This window comes from Kineococcus radiotolerans SRS30216 = ATCC BAA-149 (assembly GCF_000017305.1).
Taxonomy (GTDB): Bacteria; Actinomycetota; Actinomycetes; order Actinomycetales; family Kineococcaceae; genus Kineococcus; species Kineococcus radiotolerans.
Map to the genome: position 1 here is coordinate 958019 of NC_009664.2, position 17208 is coordinate 975226.

General features: G+C 74.9%; 19 protein-coding genes. 5 read left to right on the forward strand and 14 right to left on the reverse strand.

All coding sequences use genetic code 11. The annotated features are described in order from the left end of the window. Position 1 precedes the first annotated feature (1 nt). Positions 2–1390, reverse strand: coding sequence for a serine hydrolase domain-containing protein (locus tag KRAD_RS04660; protein WP_012084372.1), 1389 nt, complete (start codon positions 1388–1390; stop codon positions 2–4). A gap of 202 nt (positions 1391–1592) precedes the next feature. Between KRAD_RS04660 and KRAD_RS04665 the strand changes: the two genes are divergently transcribed. Then, positions 1593–3248: an ABC-F family ATP-binding cassette domain-containing protein gene (locus tag KRAD_RS04665; protein ID WP_012084373.1), complete on the forward strand. Its 1656-nt coding sequence runs from the start codon at positions 1593–1595 to the stop codon at positions 3246–3248. Here the strand turns inward: KRAD_RS04665 and KRAD_RS04670 are convergent. Genes KRAD_RS04670 through KRAD_RS25580 form a run of 3 tightly spaced genes read right to left on the reverse strand, consistent with a single transcriptional unit; the run spans position 3245 to position 5883 of the window. After that, on the reverse strand, positions 3245–4204 hold the full coding sequence (locus KRAD_RS04670) for a co-chaperone YbbN (protein WP_012084374.1): 960 nt from the start codon (positions 4202–4204) through the stop codon (positions 3245–3247). The two genes, KRAD_RS04665 and KRAD_RS04670, sit on opposite strands and share 4 nt — an antisense overlap. Positions 4205–4228: 24 nt before the next feature. Then, positions 4229–5239, reverse strand: coding sequence for a DUF8094 domain-containing protein (locus KRAD_RS04675; RefSeq protein WP_041291899.1), 1011 nt, complete (start codon positions 5237–5239; stop codon positions 4229–4231). After that, positions 5236–5883: a hypothetical protein gene (locus tag KRAD_RS25580; protein WP_041291900.1), complete on the reverse strand. Its 648-nt coding sequence runs from the start codon at positions 5881–5883 to the stop codon at positions 5236–5238. Before KRAD_RS25580 ends, KRAD_RS04675 begins: the two co-directional genes overlap by 4 nt. A gap of 291 nt (positions 5884–6174) precedes the next feature. Here KRAD_RS25580 and KRAD_RS25585 point away from each other — a divergent pair, with 291 nt between their 5' ends. Continuing rightward, a complete protein-coding gene (locus KRAD_RS25585) occupies positions 6175–6627 on the forward strand; it encodes a DoxX family protein (protein WP_041291901.1) in 453 nt (150 codons plus the stop codon). A 27-nt stretch (positions 6628–6654) separates the two neighbouring features. Here the strand turns inward: KRAD_RS25585 and KRAD_RS04690 are convergent, their stop codons facing one another. Then, complete coding sequence (locus tag KRAD_RS04690; RefSeq protein WP_041291902.1) at positions 6655–6996, reverse strand: thiamine-binding protein; 342 nt, start codon at positions 6994–6996, stop codon at positions 6655–6657. Positions 6997–7115: 119 nt separating this feature from the next. On the opposite strand from KRAD_RS04690, the gene KRAD_RS04695 reads away from it, so the two are divergent. Then, a complete protein-coding gene (locus KRAD_RS04695; protein ID WP_012084377.1) occupies positions 7116–8207 on the forward strand; it encodes a coiled-coil domain-containing protein in 1092 nt (363 codons plus the stop codon). A gap of 6 nt (positions 8208–8213) precedes the next feature. On the opposite strand, the gene KRAD_RS04700 is transcribed toward KRAD_RS04695, so the two are convergent. Genes KRAD_RS04700 through KRAD_RS04710 form a run of 3 tightly spaced genes read right to left on the reverse strand, consistent with a single transcriptional unit; the run spans position 8214 to position 10354 of the window. Continuing rightward, positions 8214–8942, reverse strand: a complete 729-nt coding sequence (locus KRAD_RS04700; RefSeq protein WP_012084378.1) for an alpha/beta hydrolase — start codon at positions 8940–8942, stop codon at positions 8214–8216. Next, positions 8935–10008, reverse strand: coding sequence for a threonine aldolase family protein (locus KRAD_RS04705; RefSeq protein WP_012084379.1), 1074 nt, complete (start codon positions 10006–10008; stop codon positions 8935–8937). Before KRAD_RS04705 ends, KRAD_RS04700 begins: the two co-directional genes overlap by 8 nt. A 43-nt stretch (positions 10009–10051) precedes the next feature. After that, positions 10052–10354: an LIM domain-containing protein gene (locus tag KRAD_RS04710; RefSeq protein ID WP_012084380.1), complete on the reverse strand. Its 303-nt coding sequence runs from the start codon at positions 10352–10354 to the stop codon at positions 10052–10054. Positions 10355–10507: 153 nt separating this feature from the next. Between KRAD_RS04710 and nucS the strand changes: the two genes are divergently transcribed. Further along, positions 10508–11203, forward strand: a complete 696-nt coding sequence (gene nucS / locus KRAD_RS04715; protein ID WP_012084381.1) for an endonuclease NucS — start codon at positions 10508–10510, stop codon at positions 11201–11203. Here the strand turns inward: nucS and KRAD_RS27460 are convergent. Then, on the reverse strand, positions 11155–11685 hold the full coding sequence (locus tag KRAD_RS27460) for an STAS domain-containing protein (RefSeq protein ID WP_083782211.1): 531 nt from the start codon (positions 11683–11685) through the stop codon (positions 11155–11157). The genes nucS and KRAD_RS27460 overlap by 49 nt on opposite strands. A gap of 211 nt (positions 11686–11896) precedes the next feature. Here KRAD_RS27460 and KRAD_RS04725 point away from each other — a divergent pair, with 211 nt between their 5' ends. Continuing rightward, a complete protein-coding gene (locus KRAD_RS04725; RefSeq protein ID WP_012084383.1) occupies positions 11897–12226 on the forward strand; it encodes a hypothetical protein in 330 nt (109 codons plus the stop codon). Between the two features lie 15 nt (positions 12227–12241). Here the strand turns inward: KRAD_RS04725 and KRAD_RS04730 are convergent, their stop codons facing one another. From KRAD_RS04730 to atpA, 5 genes are all read right to left on the reverse strand, one after another. Beyond that, a complete protein-coding gene (locus KRAD_RS04730) occupies positions 12242–12682 on the reverse strand; it encodes a DUF2550 domain-containing protein (protein WP_012084384.1) in 441 nt (146 codons plus the stop codon). A gap of 19 nt (positions 12683–12701) precedes the next feature. Continuing rightward, on the reverse strand, positions 12702–12971 hold the full coding sequence (locus KRAD_RS04735) for a F0F1 ATP synthase subunit epsilon (protein ID WP_012084385.1): 270 nt from the start codon (positions 12969–12971) through the stop codon (positions 12702–12704). Then, entirely contained in the window at positions 12971–14431 is a 1461-nt protein-coding gene (gene atpD, locus KRAD_RS04740; RefSeq protein ID WP_012084386.1) for a F0F1 ATP synthase subunit beta, read from the reverse strand. Before atpD ends, KRAD_RS04735 begins: the two co-directional genes overlap by 1 nt. A gap of 65 nt (positions 14432–14496) precedes the next feature. Beyond that, positions 14497–15405, reverse strand: coding sequence for a F0F1 ATP synthase subunit gamma (locus KRAD_RS04745; protein ID WP_012084387.1), 909 nt, complete (start codon positions 15403–15405; stop codon positions 14497–14499). Between the two features lie 53 nt (positions 15406–15458). Continuing rightward, positions 15459–17117, reverse strand: coding sequence for a F0F1 ATP synthase subunit alpha (gene atpA / locus KRAD_RS04750; protein WP_012084388.1), 1659 nt, complete (start codon positions 17115–17117; stop codon positions 15459–15461). Positions 17118–17208: the final 91 nt, after the last annotated feature.

Here is a 17208-nt window from a genome sequence, read left to right on the forward strand (position 1 = left end):
CTCAGACGGGCCGGCGCAGGGTGCGCAGCGGCGGCCCGTGCAGCGGGGTGGTCGCCCACGTGCCGCGGAACTCCCCGCCGCGCAGGGTCAGGTGCAGGCGGTGCGGGGTTTCCAGGAACACGACCTCCAGGCCGCCCGCGCCGGCGCTGACAGCCAGGGGCCCGGTCACCGCCCACTCCCCCGCGCCGACCGCCGCGCGCAGCTCGTCGCCGGAGTCGTGCAGCACGACCTCGCCGCCCTCGACCACCACCCGCGTCAGCGAGGCGGGCTCGCTGCCGGCGGCGGCGGTGAACTCCCCCACCGGCAGGTCCCCCGCCGCGGCGGGCGGCAGGGCGAGCTGCGACAACCGCTGCGCCAGTTCGGCTTCGGCCGGGCCGGGGTCGGCCGGCAGCTCGGGATCGCCCAGCGCGGGCAGCAGGTGCTCCCACGCCGCGTCCAGGACGGCCTGCATGTCCGGGCTCTGCGAGGTGACCGCCACGACGGCGTCCTGCTCGGGCAGGACCACGCAGAACTGGCCGTAGGCGCCGTCGCCGCGGTAGCCGTGGCGGGCCACCCAGAACTGGAACCCGTAGCCCTGCTGCCAGTCGGGGTTGTCGTTGAACGAGGCGTTGTCGACGTGGGAGCGGGTGGCCTCCTCGACCCAGGCCTCCGGCAGCAGCCGTTCCCCGTTCCAGACCCCGCGCTGCAGGTACAGCTGCCCCAGCTTCGCGACGGCCTCGGTGGGGGCGTGGAAGCCGGACCACCCCAGCTCGCGGTCCTGCCCGTCGCGCAGCCAGCCGATGTCGCCGGCGTCGATCCCCAGCGGGTCGAGCAGGCGCGGGCGCAGGTACTCCAGCAGCCCCTGGCCGGACCGCCGCTGGACGATCGCCGAGAGGGCGAAGGTGCAGGGCTGGTTGTAGCAGAACAGGGTGCCGGGTTCCGCGTCGGGACGGAGCTGCAGGAAACCCCGCACGACGTCGCCCGAGGGGTGCTCCAGGGCCCGGCCGAGGGTCTCCTCGCGGTGCCCGCTGGCCATGGCCGCCACGTGGCGGACGAGGATGCGCCGGGCCCGGTCGTCGGTCACCTCGGCGTCGAACTCGGGGAAGTACGACACCACCGTCGCGTCGAGGTCCACCAGACCCTCCTCGACCGCGAACCCCAGCGCGGTCGAGGTGAAGCTCTTGCTGAGGGAGTAGAGCAGGTGCGGGCGCTGCGGCGCGTAGGGCGCCCACCACCCCTCGGCGACGACGGCCCCGTGGCGCAGGACCTGCACGCTGTGGGGTTCGACGTCCGGGGCGGCCTCCAGGGCGTCGAGGAACGCGGAGATCCCGCGGGCGTCGACCCCCTGGGCCGAGGGGCTCGTCCGGGGCAGCGGGCCGGGGACGGGGGACGGGGTGGCTTCGGTGCTCACGGCGACGACTCTAGGCCCCGGGCGTCCCCTCCCCCGGGACCCGGGGACGGGCGGGAAACGGGTTGCGGTCCCGGCCCGGCGGGCGCACGATCGCCGGGTCCCCACCCCCGACCCCGGGAGCGACCGCGGTGCTCAGCTGACGTGCCCGAACCCCCCGACCCGCCGCCCCGCGCGGGTCCCCGGCGCACGTCCTGGAGCTCCCGTGACCGCAGACGCCCCCACCCCCGCAGGCACCCCCACCACCGCCACGACCCTCGCCCTGCGCGGGGTCACCAAGAGCTACGACCACGTGGTCGTCCTCGACGCGGTGACGCTCACCCTCCTCCCCGGCGCCGTCACCGGCGTCGTCGGCGAGAACGGCTGCGGCAAGTCGACGCTGCTGCGCGTGCTCGCCGGGACCGAACCCGTCGACGCCGGCCGGGTCGTCGCGACCGCCGACGGCGGGATCGGGTACCTCCCCCAGGACGCCGGCGCCCCCTCGCGGGCCACCGTGGGCGAGGTCGTCGACGCGGCCCTGGCCGGCCTGCGCGCCCGGGAGCGGCGGCTGCGGGAGCTCGAGGGGCTCATGGCCGCGGGCGGGGACCTCGAGGACGTGCTCGCCGAGTACGGCGAGGCGCAGACCGCCTTCGAGCTGCGCGGCGGCTACGGCGCCGACGTCCGGGTCGAGCGGTCGCTGGCCGGGCTGGGGCTGGCGTCCCTGGACCGTTCCCGGCCGCTGCGGACGCTCTCCGGGGGGCAGCGCTCCCGCCTGCACCTGGCGGCGCTGCTGGCCGCCGCCCCCGAGGTCCTGCTGCTGGACGAGCCCACGAACCACCTCGACGAGGACGCCGCGCACTGGCTGGAGGAGCACCTGCGCACCCGCACCGGCACGACCGTCGTGGTCTCCCACGACCGGGAGTTCCTCGACGCCGCCGCCCGCGAGCTCGTCGAGGTCGACCCCCGCCACGAGGGCGGCGTCGCCCGCTACCCCGGCCGGTACGCGGACTTCCTGCGCGCCAAGGCCGCCGAGCGGCGCCGCTGGGAGCAGGACCGCGCCGAGTGGGAGAGCGCCGTCGAGCGGCTGAGCACCACGGGGGACGCGGTGGCGCGCACCGTGTCCCACCACCGGGAGCGCCGCGACGGGGACAAGGTGCAGTACGACTTCAAGGGCGGGCGGGTGCAGGAGTCGATCGCCTCCCGGGTCCGGGCGAACGCCGAGAAGCTGCGCCGGCTGCGCGAGGACGAGGTCCCCCGGCCCCCGGATCCGCTGCGGTTCACCCCGCCCCCGGGGTCGGGCTCGCGGCACGGGTGGGTGCGGGCCGAGGGCGTCTCGGTGCCGGGCCGGCTGGGACCGGTCGACGTCGAGGTCGCCGGCGGCGACCGGTTGCTCGTCACCGGACCCAACGGCAGCGGGAAGTCCACGCTGCTCGACGTCCTCGCGGGGGTCCTGGAACCCGCCACCGGCGCGGTGCGGCGCCGGGGGCGCGTCGGGCTGCTGCGCCAGGACCCCGACGACACCGGACCCGACCGCTCGGTGGCGGCCACCTTCGCCACCGGCCGGGCGGGCACCCCCGAGGAACTCGTCCACCGGCTGCTGGGCACCGGGTTGTTCCACCCGGAGCAGCTGACGACCGCGGTCCGCAAGCTGTCGACCGGGGGCCGGCGCCGCCTCGACCTGGCGCGGCTGCTGGCCGACCACCACGACGTCCTGCTGCTGGACGAACCCACCAACCACCTCGCCCCGCAGCTGGTCGAGGAGCTCGAGGCGGCCGTCGACGCCTTCCCCGGGGCCGTCGTCGTCGTCAGCCACGACCGCCGGTTCCGGCGCAGGTTCCGCGGGGACGTCCTGGACCTGGGGGACGTCCCCGCCCGGTCCTAGAAGAGGGCGCGGGTCAGCGCCGCACGGGCCTTCACGACCCGCGGGTCACCGGTCCCGACGACGGTGAACAGCTCCAGCAGGTGCGTGCGGGCCAGGTCGCGGTCCTCCCCCGCCGTGCGCTGGACGATCCCCAGCAGCCGCGCGAAGGCGTCCTCGACGTGACCCCCGACGAGGTCGAGGTCGGCGACCACCAGCTGCGCGGCGACGTCGTCGGGCGCCGCGGCGGCCGCGGCCCGCGCGGTGGCCAGGTCCACGCCGTGCACCCGGCGCAGCACCCCGACCCGGGCCAGGCCCTCGGTCGCGGCGGCGTCGCGCGGGTCGCCGGCCAGCGCCTTCTGCCACGCCGCGGCGGCGGCGTCGTAGTCGCCCTCGCCCAGGGCGGCCAGGGCCTCCGCGTGCAGCGGCGGGACCGCGGGCTCCTCGTCGGCGACCTCGCCCGGCGCGCCCTCCACCCGGCCGGTCACCCCGTTGGCCGCGGCGACCTTCAGGACCTCCTCCAGCACCGGGCGGATCTCCTCCGCGGTGGGGTAGGAACCGGTGAACAGCGGGATGGGCTGGCCCTTGACGATGGCCGCGACGAGCGGGATGGCCCTGGCCTGCAACGACTGCACGAGGGACTGGGCGAGCTGGGGTTCGGCCTGGGCGTCCACGCGCCCGAGCAGGAACGTCCCCGCGTACTCGTCGGCGAGGGCCTGCAGGGCCTCGGCGCCCTGGTCGTAGCCCTCGGCCCACAGGTCCAGGACGACGGGGACCTCGGCGGAGCGCTGCACCACGTCGGCGAAGGTCTCCTCGGTCACGTCCACCACGAACGGGGACCGGGGGGCCGGGGCGCCGGGGTCGGCCGCGGCGCGCCGGGCGGCCTCCTCGCGACGCGTCGATCGCGCGGCCAGGGCACCGAGGTCCACCGCTCCGCGCAGGTTGAGCTGGGCGCCGGGAGGAGTCGGCTGCTGAGTCATGCGGGCCACCTTCTCACGAGCCCGTCACCGGACCGTGACCGATGTCGGGCCGCTCTCGGCGGCCAGCACGCTCACCGTCCCCCCGCCCGGCGGGAGGTTCAGGACGACGACCTCCTGGCGCACGACGGTCGCGCTGAGCGCCTCCGTCCGGCCCGCCAGCGCGGCCAGCGCGGGGTCGAGGGTCCCGCTGCGCCCACCGGCGGGACCGGCCGAGGTGGAGGACCAGGAGAACGCGGCGACGACGAGGGCGCCGCCGTCGCGGGTGCGCACCCCCAGGACCCCGTCGGGCTGGACGCTGCGCTCCTGGGTGAACGTGCCGCCCGCCGCGGCGAGCGCCTCGCTCTCGGTGCGCGTCGCGGTCTCGACGCCGTCGCGGTAGGCGTCCGGGGCGAACTCCCCGGCGTGCTCGCTCGCGGCGCCGCGGGTGAGGACGTCGGCGTAGTGCTCGGCCGCGGCCCGCGGGCTCAGGGGCAGGTTCGTCGTCTCGTCGGCGGCGACGGCGGCCACCCCGTCGGCGGGGGCGGCCAGCGTGGGCAGCGAGACCCCGGGCAGCAGGGAGGGGGTCGCCCACACCGCGTAGGGCTCGCGGGCCGAGGGCGAGCGCAGGACCACGAGCGAGGGGGCCTGGTCGGCGCCGGCGGCGGTGACGGTGGCGAACCAGCGCGGGAACTCCTCCTGCCGGGGCAGGATCGAGGTGATGGGCTCGAAGTCGTCCGCGCCCCCGGTGACCGCCGGGGTCGCCCCGGCCGCGGCGACGGCGTGCGCGGCGGTCCGCAGGGCGAGCTCGGGCCCGCTCACCCGGGTCCCGAGGGCCTCCAGGTCCACCGCGGCCGGGTCCGCGCCGGCCTCGAGGACAGCGGTGGCGGCCGCGACGACGCGGGTGGCCTGCGCGGGTTCCAGGACGAGCGGTTCCCGCCCGGCCGGGGCCGGGGCCGGGGCGTCGACGACGGGCAGCTGGGCGCAACCGGCGAGCAGCCCCACCGCGAGCAGGGCGGTGGCGGCGCGGGCGGCGCGCTCGCGGGGACGGGGGGTCACGCGCGCCTCCGGGCGGTGCGGCGGGGGGTGAGCAGCAGCCCGAGCGCCCCCAGGACGACCAGCGCGCCCCCGGCGACGGCCAGCGGGACCCCCGAGGGGTGGCGGGCGGCGCGCCCCTCCGCCACCCAGCTCAGGGTGACCTGACCGGGAGCCGGGGAGGTCCCGTCGGTCGCGGCGAGGAGGACGACCCCTCCCGCCTCGGCGCGGTCCCCGTCGGAGGCGGTGGGCCAGGTGAGGGTGGCGCTGCCCCCGCCGGTGGTGCTGGCCAGCCAGACGTCGGCCGCCCGCGGGTCCGCGGCGGTGCCGGTGCCGGCGGTCGTCGTGACCGCGCGGGGCTCGTCGAGGTCGCCCTCGACCCCGGTGAGCACGGTGCGCTCGGCGTCGGCGAGCCAGGCCGTGACGTCGTCGGCGCGGGCGACGGCGAGGAAGACCTCCTCGTCCGCGCCGGCGGAGGCGCTCAGGCGCACGTCGGGCCCGCTGAGGTCGAGCAGGCCCGGGGCGCTGACGACGGCCACCCCGGGGTCCGGCGAGCGCTCGGTGACGCTGATCCGGTCGGCGGGGGCGAGGACGGTGAGCAGGAGGGCCCCCACGACGGCGCAGACCAGGCCCGCGACGAGGAGGAACCGGGCCAGCAGGCGTCTCACGTCGCGTCCTTCCGCTCCGGGGGGGGTCGCCCCGGCCGTGCGCGACGACCTCGGGTGGGCGGGTACGGGGCGACACCCTACGGGGTGCTCCGGCGGACCCTCCCCGGCCCGCCCCCCGCGCCGGGGGCCCCTCCGCGCTGTGGCGCAGACCACTCCGAACGGGTGAACCTCCCCGGCCGCGGTCTCGTGACGGGGGTGCACCGCCACCTCGTGCCCGCCCGAAGAGCCGGACCCCGTGGCGCAGCGCCCGCTGCCGCCGCACGACTCCCTCCCGACGCAGAGGAAGCACCCGTGACCGACACCTCCACGCTGGACCGCACCGACCGCCCCCGGGTCGGGGGCCACACCGCGGCCTCCTCGCTCGGCCTGCTCGCGCTGCGGCTGGCCGCCGGGGCGCTGCTGCTCGTGCACGGCGTCCCGAAGCTGTCCGACCCCGCCGGGGCGACGGGCTACGCCGCCTCGCTGGGCGTCCCCGTCCCCGACGTCGCCGGCTGGCTGGTGATCCTCGGCGAGGTCGGCCTGGGCGCGCTGCTGGTCCTCGGCCTGCTCACCCGCGTCGCGGGCGCGCTGCTGGTGGTGCAGATGCTGGGGGTGTGGCTGCTGGCCCACGCCCCCCAGGGCTTCCTCGTCGAGGGTCAGGTCAACGGGGAGAACGCGCTGCTCTTCGCCGCGCTCGGGCTGCTGCTGGCCCTCACCGGCGCGGGCCGGTTCAGCCTCGACGCGCTGGTGGCCCGCCGGCGCTGACCGGGACCGGCCCCGGGGGGCCGGGCGTCACTGACCCCGCCCGGCCTCCCCCTCGGCGCGCTCCACGGCCGCCTCGAGGCGGTCCAGCTTCGCCGTCATCTCCCCCGTGCGCCCGGGGCGGATGTCGGCCTTGAGCACCAGCGACACCCGCGGCCCGTGCCGCCCCACGGCCTCGCAGGCCCGGCGCACCACCTCCATGCACTCGTGCCAGTCCCCCTCGACGGTGGTGAACATCGAGTCGGTGCGGTGCGGCAGGCCGGAGGAGCGCACGACGAGGACGGCGTCGGCCACGGCGGCGCTCACCGAGTCCGGCTCACCCCCCGCGGGAGCGGGACCACCGGACGGGGCGACGGAGAAGGCGACGATCACGGACCGAACTCAACCACGGCACCGGCTCCGCCGCCCCGGCTCGCCGTGTCCCGTCCCGCGGCGGGGCCGCGCGAGGCTACGCTGCGGGCGTCCCCACCGCCCAGGCCCGGAGGTCCCCGGTGTCCACCGACTCCCACGAGGCGTTCAGCATCGTCGTCCGCGGTTACGACCGCAGCCAGGTCGACGCACGCCTGCAGCACCTCGACGAATCCCTCGCCGAGGCCCGCGCACGCGTCGCCCAGCGCGACCACGAGCTGCGCTCAGCCGAGGAGAAGCTCGCCGACGCCCTCAAGGAGATCCGCGAGCACGAGAAGCCCTCCTACGCGGGCCTCGGCGCGCGCATGGAGAAGCTGCTGCGCCTGGCCGAGGACCAGTCCTCGGAGATCCTGCGCTCGGCCCGCCGCGACGCGGACCGGCTGCGCGAGGAGGCCCGGTCCGAGGCCGCGGCCACCCGCAGCCAGGCCGACGAGGACGCGCGCCGGCGCACCGGGGAAGCCGGCCGCGACGCCGAGGAGATCGTCTCGCGCGCCAAGCACCAGGCCGACGGCCTGGTGGAGGCCGCCCAGCGCACCGCGGCGGAGCTGACCGCGTCGGCGCACCGCACGGCCGAGCAGCTCACCGCCGCCGCGCAGCACGAGAGCGCCGAGGCGCTCGCCGCCACCGAGCGCCAGGTCGCGGCCCTGCGGGCCCAGGCCGAGCGCGAGGTCATCGAGCTGCGCTCCTCCACCGACGCGGCCGTGCGCGAGCAGCAGCTCGCCCTGGCCGCCGCGCGCGAGCAGGCCACCGAGGAGGACCGGATGCGCCTGGAGGTCGCCGCCGCGCGCACCGCCGCCCGCATCGCCGAGGCCGAGCAGCGCGCCACCGAGGCCGAGGAACGCGCCCGCGAGGCCGTCGCGGCGGCGGAGTCCATCCGCGCCGACGCGATCGCCCAGGCGACGCTGCGCGCCGAGACCGCCCGCCGGGAGGCCGACGAGCTGCTCGCCGACGCCCGCTCCCGGGCCCAGCAGATGGTCGACTCCGCCCGCGAGCACGCCGAGCAGAGCCGGATGAGCGCGCAGATGCAGGTCGACGAGCTCATGCAGCAGCGCGACCAGATCACCGACCAGCTCGACGACCTGCGGGGGCTGCTGGGGCTCGCCCCGAAGCTGCCCCCGCGCGAGGTCGACCTCCGCGACGGGGTCGACGAGACCCAGGAGCAGCCGGCGGGCTGAGCGCCCTCAGGGCCAGCGGGTCGGCAGCGGGGCCTTGGCCGGGTTGACCCGGGCGACGACCTCGTCGAGGACGCGGCGCACCGCGTTCTCGCCGACCCACAAGTGCTTGGCCCCCTCCACCGCGACGACCTCGGCCTGGCGCAGCGGGGCGAAGCGCTCCACGGCCTCCGCGGGGCGCAGGAAGTCGTCGAACTCCGGGACCAGCGCCGTCACGGGCCGGCCGAACTCCGCCCACGCCTCCAGGTCGGCCGGGGTGGACCACCGCAGCGGCGGGGACAGCAGCACCAGTCCCTCGACCAGCGGGTCGCGCCCGTGCACGAGGGCGAGGTCGGTGCCGAAGGACCAGCCCAGCAGCCACACGTGCGGCAGGTCGCGGAACTCCGCGAACTCCAGGGCGGCGGCGACGTCGAAGCGCTCGCCGTCCCCGGCGTCGAACGCGCCGCCGCTGGTGCCGCGCGGGCTGGACGTGCCGCGGGTGTTGAAGCGCAGCACGGCGAGGTCGGCCAGGGCGGGCAGCCGGTAGGAGGCCTTCCGCAGCACGTGGCTGTCCATGAAGCCGCCCGCGGTGGGCAGCGGGTGCAGCGTGACCAGGGTCGCCACGGGGTCCCGGTCGGCGGGCAGGGCGAGCTCCCCGACGAGGGTCAGCCCGTCGGCGGTGTGCAGCTCGACGTCCTCCCGCCGGGCGGGCAGGACGGTCTCGGCGCGCAGGTCCGGCACGGCGGGGGTCTCAGGCACGCACGGCCTCCCGGGCGAGCTCCTCCGCGAGCACGGCGGCCAGGCCGTCGACGTCGTCGTCGGTGGTGTCGAAGCTGGTGACCAGGCGCACCTCGACCCCGGTGGCCGAGTACGCCGTGTCCCACACGTGGAACGGGACCCGCGCGGCGGCGCGGGCGGCCACGGCGGGCGGGAGCTCGGCGAACACGGCGTTGGCCTGCACCGGCCGGGTGACGCGGACCCCCGCGGCGGTGACCGCCCCGGCGAGGCGGGCCGCGGCCGCGTTGGCGGCGCTCGCGGTGCGCTGCCAGAGGTCCCCGCCGAAGAGGGCCAGCAGCTGGGCGGAGACGAACCGGGTCTTCGACGACTGCTGCATGCTCGGCTTGACCAGCCGCGCCAGCCCCGGCGCCACCGACGGGTCGCGCACGACGACGACCTCGGCGAAGCCCCCGCCGTTCTTCGTCCCGCCCAGGGAGACGGCGTCGACACCCAGGGCGGTGGTCGTCTCCCCCAGCCCCACGCCGAGGGAGACCGCCGCGTTGGACAACCGCGCCCCGTCGACGTGCACCTTCACCCCGAGGCCGTGGCAGACCCGGACCAGGTCGCGCAGGTGCTCCAGCGAGTACGCCGTGCCGAGCTCGGAGCTCTGGGTCAGGGTCAGCACCCCGACGGGCGCGCGCATCGGGTTGTCGGCCGAGCGGACGGCCGGCTCCACGTCACCGGGGTCGACGAGGCCGTCGCGCGTCGGCAGCGCCGTCACCTTCGTCCCCCCGACGTGCTCCAGGCCCCCGGCCTCGTCGTGCAGCACGTGGGCCTGGTCGGAGCTGAGCACCGACTCCCAGCGGGAGGTGAGGGCCTGCAGCGCCGTCACGTTGGCCCCGGTGCCGGTGAGGACGACGGCGCTCACGACGTCGGGGCCGAAGTGCCCGCGCAGGCTCTCGCGCAGCGCCGCGGTGTAGGGGTCCCCGCCGTAGCTGGCGACGTGGCCGCCGTTGGCGCTGCCCAGGGCGGCCAGGACCTCGGGGTGCATGCCGGCGGCGTTGTCGCTGGCGAAACCGCGGACGGTGGGGTCGTGCAGAGGGATCACCCCGGCACGCTACCCGGCGCGCCCGCGGGCCGGGGCGGGCGGCTCACCAGCCCCCGCGGCGCCCCCGGGCCCCGAAGCAGGCGCGGTGCCAGTGCCGGCGCTCGCTGGCGCCCTCGCCGGGGCTGAACGTGCCCCGGGAGGGCCACACGACCAGGTGCGGCAGGCCCGGGGGGATGTCCTGGTGGCAGCCTGGGCAGGTGTAGCTCTTGGTGGAGGTCGTCCCGCGCAGCTCGCGGACGACCCACTCGCCGTCGGGGCCGGACACCGTGCGGTCCACGCCGGCCCCGAGGGGGGCGCGGGGCTCCGGATCGGGGCGGCGGCGGTTGGAGCGGGGCACGGACGCCATCGTCTCAGGCCCGCCGGGGCGCCGGTCGCCGGTGCCCGGACCGGGCGCTGCCGCGGTGGTGTCCCCTCCACACCACCGTGGCCGCGCCCGGTTCGACCGGTATGTCGCGCGGCGGCGGTGGTTCGTTACACGCCCCCCGTAAGCTGCACCCCCGTGCGTCTCGTCATCGCCCGCTGCTCCGTCGACTACGCGGGCCGGCTCGCCGCCCACCTGCCCCTGGCCACCCGGCTGCTGCTGGTGAAGGCCGACGGCAGCGTCCTGGTCCACTCCGACGGCGGCTCCTACAAGCCGCTGAACTGGATGAGCCCGCCGGCCCGCCTCACCGTCGCGGTGCCCGACGAGGACGCGCGCGAGGCGGGCGTCACCGAGACGTGGACGGTGCAGCACACCAAGACCGACGACCGGCTCGTGGTCTCGATCCACGAGGTCCTGCACGACAGCGAGCACGAGCTCGGCGTGGACCCCGGGCTGGTGAAGGACGGTGTCGAGGCGCACCTGCAGAAGCTGCTGGCCGACAACATCACGACGCTGGGCGCGGGCTACACCCTCGTCCGCCGCGAGTTCATGACCGCGATCGGGCCGGTGGACATCCTGGCCCGCGACGGCGACGGGGCCGCGGTGGCCGTGGAGATCAAGCGGCGCGGGGAGATCGACGGCGTCGAGCAGCTCACCCGCTACCTGGAGCTGATGAACCGCGACCCGCTGCTGACCCCCGTGACGGGGGTGTTCGCGGCGCAGGAGATCAAGCCGCAGGCCCGCACGCTGGCGACCGACCGCGGCATCCGGTGCGTCGTGCTGGACTACGACGCCCTGAGGGGCATCGACGACGTGGACGCCCGGCTGTTCTGAGCGGCGGTCTCCCGGGGCCGCAGGAGGGCCTCGGCCCGGGCCCGGCGCAGCGCGGTGCGCTGGGCGGGGTCGGCGACCTCGTCCTCCACCTGCAGGACCCGGTGCAGCTTGGTGACCCGCAGCAGCCGCAGGGCGGGCAGCGGGACGTCGCGCAGGACGAGCCGGCGCCCGATCCGCTGCGCGCGCCGGTGGGCGCCCACGAGCACCCCCAGGCCGGTCGCGTCGGCGACGACGATCCCGCCGACGTGGACGACGAGCTCACCCCGCCCCGCGTCGACCGCGGTGTGCAGCGCGGAGCGCACGTCGGGCACGGTGCGCACGTCGAGGCGGCCCACCAGGTGCAGGACCTGCCCGGGCACCTCCTCGTGCACGCTCGCGCCCTGGCCGGGTGTGGAGCGCGCGGCGCGGCGCGCGGCCACGTCGTCGGCGGTGCTGGGCGCGACGAGCTCGGTCGTCGGTGCTGCTGCGATTCCGATCGCCATGTGTTCCTCCCCCGAGGAGCCGGTCGTGATCGTCGTGATCGTCACCGGTCTGACGCAGGGCACCGCCGGCGGGTTGCGCACCCTCGCGACAGCTCACCCTGTGAGCACACTCTGCCACCGATGGGTACCGCTCCGTGAGCGAATTCGCCGCCGTTGCCAATCGGTGACCATCCGGGGGACGTCCCCTGGACACGGCGGGGATGATGGCCCCATGACCTGGGGCAGCTACCACTACGCGCTCGGGCCGACCATCGCCCTGGTCGCGGTCGCCGTGCTGGTGCTGCTGCTGCGGTGGACGTTCTCCCACGGCCGCTCGCTGGTGGAACGGCGCCCGCAGCGCGGGACCAGCGAGGAGTACGGCCTGCTCGAGGTGGTCTCCTCGCCCAGCACCTTCGTGGAGGCCGAGGTGCAGCGCCAGACGCTGCTCGCGGCCGGCATCCGCGCCACCCTGGCCCCCACGACGGAGGGGCCGCGGGTCATGGTGTTCCCGAAGGAGGCCGGGCTGGCCCGCCAGGTCCTGGCCGGGCCGCCGCGGCCCTGAGGCCGCGGCCGGCGGTCAGTGGACGTTGACGTTCTGCCCCGGGGGCGCCGACTCCAGCCAAGAGGCGAAGCCCGTGTAGGCGTCGTGGCTCATCGCGAGCTCGATGACGACACCCTCGTGGTGGCACTCCACGATCATCGCCCCCGGCTGCACCGCCACGAGCTCGGTCCCCTCGGCCTCGCGGAACAGGGTCACGCCGAGCGCCCGCCGTGCGTAGGTGCACGACGGGCGCGGGGACAGCGAGAAGGTGCGGTACCAGTCCAGGCGGTCGGTCTCGTAGCGCGCCACCCCGAGGGCCCACCGGCGGCGGGTCCCCCGGGCCTGGCGCACCGAGCAGTCGAAGGTGCCCAGCCGCGACGTCAGCCGACGCCGGCGGAGGACCACCGCCACGAGGAGGGCGAGGAGGAGGACGGCGCAGGCCCCTGCGATCTCCAGGGAGAGCAGGAGCTCGTGCACCGGGTCCGTCCAGCCGTTCTCAGCGCGTTCCCGCGCCGACCTCGACGGACTCGGCCACGATCGTCACCTTGTCGTGGTCGACGGAGAAGAACCCGCCGGTCACCGTCGCGGTGACGCCCTCGGAGCCGGAACCGGTGATGGAGACCTCGCCGGGGGCGAGGATCGCCAGCAGCGGCTCGTGGCCACCCATGATGCCGATCTCACCCTCCGCGGTGCGGGCGCGGACCAGCGAGGCCTCGCCCGACCACACGGAGCGGTCAGCGGCCACCAGGTCGACCTGGAGAGCCATCAGGCGGTTTCCTTCTGGATGCGAGCCCAGTTGCGCTCGACGTCCTCGAGGCCACCGACGTTGAAGAAGGCCTGCTCGGCGACGTGGTCGAGCTCGCCGTCGGCGATCTTGGAGAAGCCCTCGATGGTCTCCTTGAGCGGGACCGTCGAGCCCTCGACGCCGGTGAACTTCTCCGCCATGTAGGTGTTCTGCGAGAGGAACTGCTGGATGCGGCGAGCACGGCTCACCGTCAGCTTGTCCTCCTCCGACAGCTCGTCGACACCGAGGATGGCGATGATGTCCTGCAGCTCCTTGTTGCGCTGCAGGATCTGCTTGACGCGGACCGCGGTGTCGTAGTGGTCCTGCGCGATGTACAGCGGGTCCAGGATGCGCGACGTCGAGGTCAGCGGGTCCACAGCCGGGTACAGACCGCGCGAGGCGATCTCGCGGGAGAGCTCCGTCGTCGCGTCGAGGTGCGCGAACGTCGTGGCCGGCGCCGGGTCGGTGTAGTCGTCGGCGGGGACGTAGATCGCCTGCAGCGAGGTGATCGAGTGACCGCGGGTCGAGGTGATGCGCTCCTGGAGGACGCCCATCTCGTCGGCCAGCGTCGGCTGGTACCCCACGGCGGAGGGCATGCGGCCCAGCAGGGTCGACACCTCCGAACCGGCCTGGGTGAACCGGAAGATGTTGTCGATGAAGAGCAGCACGTCCTGGTTCTGCACGTCGCGGAAGTACTCCGCCATGGTCAGCGCGGACAGGGCCACGCGCAGGCGGGTGCCCGGCGGCTCGTCCATCTGGCCGAAGACGAGGGCCGTCTTGTCGAAGACGCCGGCCTCGGCCATCTCGCCGATGAGGTCGTTGCCCTCACGGGTGCGCTCGCCGACCCCGGCGAACACCGACACACCGCCGTGGTTCTGGGCGACGCGCTGGATCATCTCCTGGATGAGGACGGTCTTGCCGACGCCCGCACCGCCGAAGAGGCCGATCTTCCCGCCCTGGACGTACGGGGTCAGCAGGTCGATGACCTTGATGCCGGTCTCGAACATCGTGGTCCGCGACTCGAGCTGGTCGAAGTTCGGGGCCTTGCGGTGGATGGGCCAGCGCTCGTGGACCTCGAGCTGCTCACCCTCCTCGAGGTTGAGGCACTCGCCGATGGCGTTGAAGACGTGACCCAGGGTCGCGTTGCCGACGGGCACCGAGATCGGGGCGCCGGTGTCGACGACGGCCGCGCCGCGGACCATGCCGTCGGTCGGCTTCAGGGAGATGGCACGGACCATGTTGTCGCCGAGGTGGGAGGCCACCTCGAGGGTCACGGTCTGGGTGGTGCCACCCATGGTCACCTGGGTGGTGAGGGCGTTGTTCTGGTCCGGCATCGTGTCGGCCGAGAACTCGACGTCGACGACGGGGCCGATGACTCGGGCGATGCGGCCTGTCGCACCCTTGCTGGTGCTGGCCGGCGCTTCGTTGACGGTGGCGGTCATGTCGCTCCTCGGGCTTCCTTCGTCGCGTGCGTTCTTGCTGAAGTGGGTGGGGGCTGGACGCGAGGTCAGGCGCGCGAGCCGGAGGAGGCCAGCGCGTCGGCGCCGCCGACGATCTCGCTGATCTCCTGGGTGATGTCGGCCTGGCGGGCGTTGTTCGCCAGTCGGGTCAGCTTCTTGATGAGCTCGTCGGCGTTGTCCGTCGCGCTCTTCATGGCCCGCTGGCGGGCGGCGAGCTCGGAGGCCGCCGCCTGCAGGAGGCAGTTGTAGATGCGGCTGTTGACGTACTGCGGCAGCAGCGCGTCGAGGACCGCGTCGGCGCTGGGCTCGAACTCGTACAGCGGCTGCAGCTCACCGTCGGAGGGGGCTTCCACGCCCTCGACGACCTCCAGCGGCAGGAGCCGGATGACCCGGGGCTCCTGCGTCACCATGCTGACGAAGTGGGTGTAGACGACGTGGATCTCGTCGACACCCCCGTCGGCGAACTCCTTGCCGAAGTCGGCGACCAGGCGGTCGCCGATGGTCTTGGCGTCCTCGTAGGACGGGGAGTCGGTGAACCCGGCCCACTGGTCCACCACCGCGCGGCGGCGGAAGTTGTAGAACGCCGCCGCCTTGCGGCCCACGAGGTAGGGCGCGATCTCCTTGCCCTCCGCCCGCAGCGTCGCGGTGAGCCGCTCCCCCTCGCGCAGGACGCTGGAGGAGTAGGCCCCCGCGAGGCCGCGGTCGGAGGAGCACAGCAGCACGGCCGCGCGCTTCACCTCGGTCTTCTCGGTGATCAGCGGGTGGTCGAGCGAGGAGTTCGACGCCGCGGCCGACACCGCGCGGGTCAGCGCCCGCGCGTAGGGGGTCGACGCGCGCACGTTCGCCTGCGCCTTGATGATGCGCGACGCCGCGATGAGCTCCATCGCGCGAGTGATCTTCTTGGTCGCCTGGACCGAGCGGATCTGCCGCCGGTAGGCCCTCAGCTGGCCTGCCATGTCCTGCTCCTCTTCCTTGCCGCTCGGTCCGTGCCGTCAGTGCCGGGGAAGCCTCAGCCGCGAGCGGCCGTGGCCCCGCCCTTGCGGGTGGTGATCTTCTCCTGCGAGATGTCGTCGGCGTCGGTCGCGCCCGCGTCGACGTCCTTCGGCACGTTCGAGCCCTTCGAACCGCCGGAGAACTGCGGCTTGAACGCGTCGACGGCCTTCTTCAGCTCGTCCTTGGCCCCGTCGGAGAACTGCTTCGTCTCGCGGATGCCCTGCATGACGCCGGCGTGGTTGCGCTTGACGTACTCGAGGAACTCGCGCTCGAAGCGGGAGATGTCGCTCACCTCGACGGAGTCGAGCTGACCGGTGGTACCGGCCCAGATCGAGACGACCTGCTCCTCGAGGGAGAACGGCGTGTACTGCGGCTGCTTGAGCAGCTCCACGAGGCGCGCGCCGCGGGCGAGCTGGTTGCGCGAGGCCTGGTCGAGGTCGGAGGCGAACATCGCGAACGCCTCCATCGCCCGGAACTGGGCCAGGTCCAGCTTCAGCGTGCCGGAGATCCCCTTGATGGCCTTCGTCTGCGCGGCGCCGCCGACGCGGGACACCGAGATGCCGACGTCGATGGCGGGACGCTGGTTGGCGTTGAAGAGGTCCGACTGGAGGAAGATCTGGCCGTCGGTGATGGAGATGACGTTGGTCGGGATGTACGCCGAGACGTCGTTGCCCTTGGTCTCGATGAACGGCAGACCCGTCATCGACCCGCCGCCGAGCTCGTCGGACAGCTTCGCGCAGCGCTCCAGCAGGCGGGAGTGCAGGTAGAAGACGTCACCGGGGTAGGCCTCGCGGCCCGGCGGACGACGCAGCAGCAGCGACACGGCGCGGTAGGCCTCGGCCTGCTTCGACAGGTCGTCGAACACGATGAGGACGTGCTTGCCGCCGTACATCCAGTGCTGCCCGATGGAGGAGCCGGTGTAGGGGGCCAGGTACTTGAAGCCGGCCGGGTCGGACGCGGGGGCGGCGACGATGGTCGTGTACTCCATCGCGCCGGCCTCCTCGAGGCTGCGACGCACCGCGGCGATGGTCGAGCCCTTCTGGCCGATGGCGACGTAGATGCAGCGGACCTGCTGCTTCGGGTCGCCGCTCTCCCAGTTGGCCTTCTGGTTGATGATCGTGTCGATCGCGATGGCGCTCTTGCCGGTCTGGCGGTCGCCGATGATCAGCTGACGCTGGCCGCGGCCGACGGGGATCATGGCGTCGATGGCCTTGATGCCGGTCTGCAGCGGCTCGCGGACCTCCTGGCGCTGCATGACCGAGGGGGCCTGCAGCTCCAGGGCGCGGCGGGTCTCGGCCTCGATCGGCCCGAGGCCGTCGATGGGCGCGCCCAGCGGGTCGACGACGCGGCCCAGGAAGTTGTCACCGACCGGCACGGAGAGGACCTCCCCGGTGCGGTGCACCTCCTGGCCCTCCTCGATGCCGGCGTAGTCGCCGAGGACGACGACGCCGATGTCGCGGACGTCGAGGTTCTGGGCCAGGCCCAGGGTCCCGTCCTGGAAGCGGAGGAGTTCGTTCGCCATGACCGAGGGCAGGCCCTCGACGTGGGCGATGCCGTCGCCCGCGTCGGTCACGCGGCCGACTTCCTCACGCGCGGCGGTTCCGGGGTCGTACGACGCCACGAAGGCGTCGAGAGCGTCCCGGATCTCCTCCGGGCGGATGGTCAGCTCGGCCATGGAAGCCCCTGCTCTCCTTCTCGGTCCTGCAGTTCTCGAAGTCCATTGTCCCCCCGCGCGGGGCGGAGGGTGTACGGGTGCGTCCGGCCGG

Bases quoted from the DNA above. Each gene is read 5' to 3' on its own strand.
- KRAD_RS04670 (WP_012084374.1), bottom strand. From the start codon at position 4,204: ATGACTCAGCAGCCGACTCCTCCCGGCGCCCAGCTCAACCTGCGCGGA.
- KRAD_RS04710 (WP_012084380.1), bottom strand. From the start codon at position 10,354: ATGGCGTCCGTGCCCCGCTCCAACCGCCGCCGCCCCGATCCGGAGCCC.
- KRAD_RS27460 (WP_083782211.1), bottom strand. From the start codon at position 11,685: ATGGCGATCGGAATCGCAGCAGCACCGACGACCGAGCTCGTCGCGCCC.
- KRAD_RS04725 (WP_012084383.1), top strand. From the start codon at position 11,897: ATGACCTGGGGCAGCTACCACTACGCGCTCGGGCCGACCATCGCCCTG.
- KRAD_RS04735 (WP_012084385.1), bottom strand. From the start codon at position 12,971: ATGGCTCTCCAGGTCGACCTGGTGGCCGCTGACCGCTCCGTGTGGTCG.
- atpD (WP_012084386.1), bottom strand. From the start codon at position 14,431: ATGACCGCCACCGTCAACGAAGCGCCGGCCAGCACCAGCAAGGGTGCG.
- KRAD_RS04745 (WP_012084387.1), bottom strand. From the start codon at position 15,405: ATGGCAGGCCAGCTGAGGGCCTACCGGCGGCAGATCCGCTCGGTCCAG.
- atpA (WP_012084388.1), bottom strand. From the start codon at position 17,117: ATGGCCGAGCTGACCATCCGCCCGGAGGAGATCCGGGACGCTCTCGAC.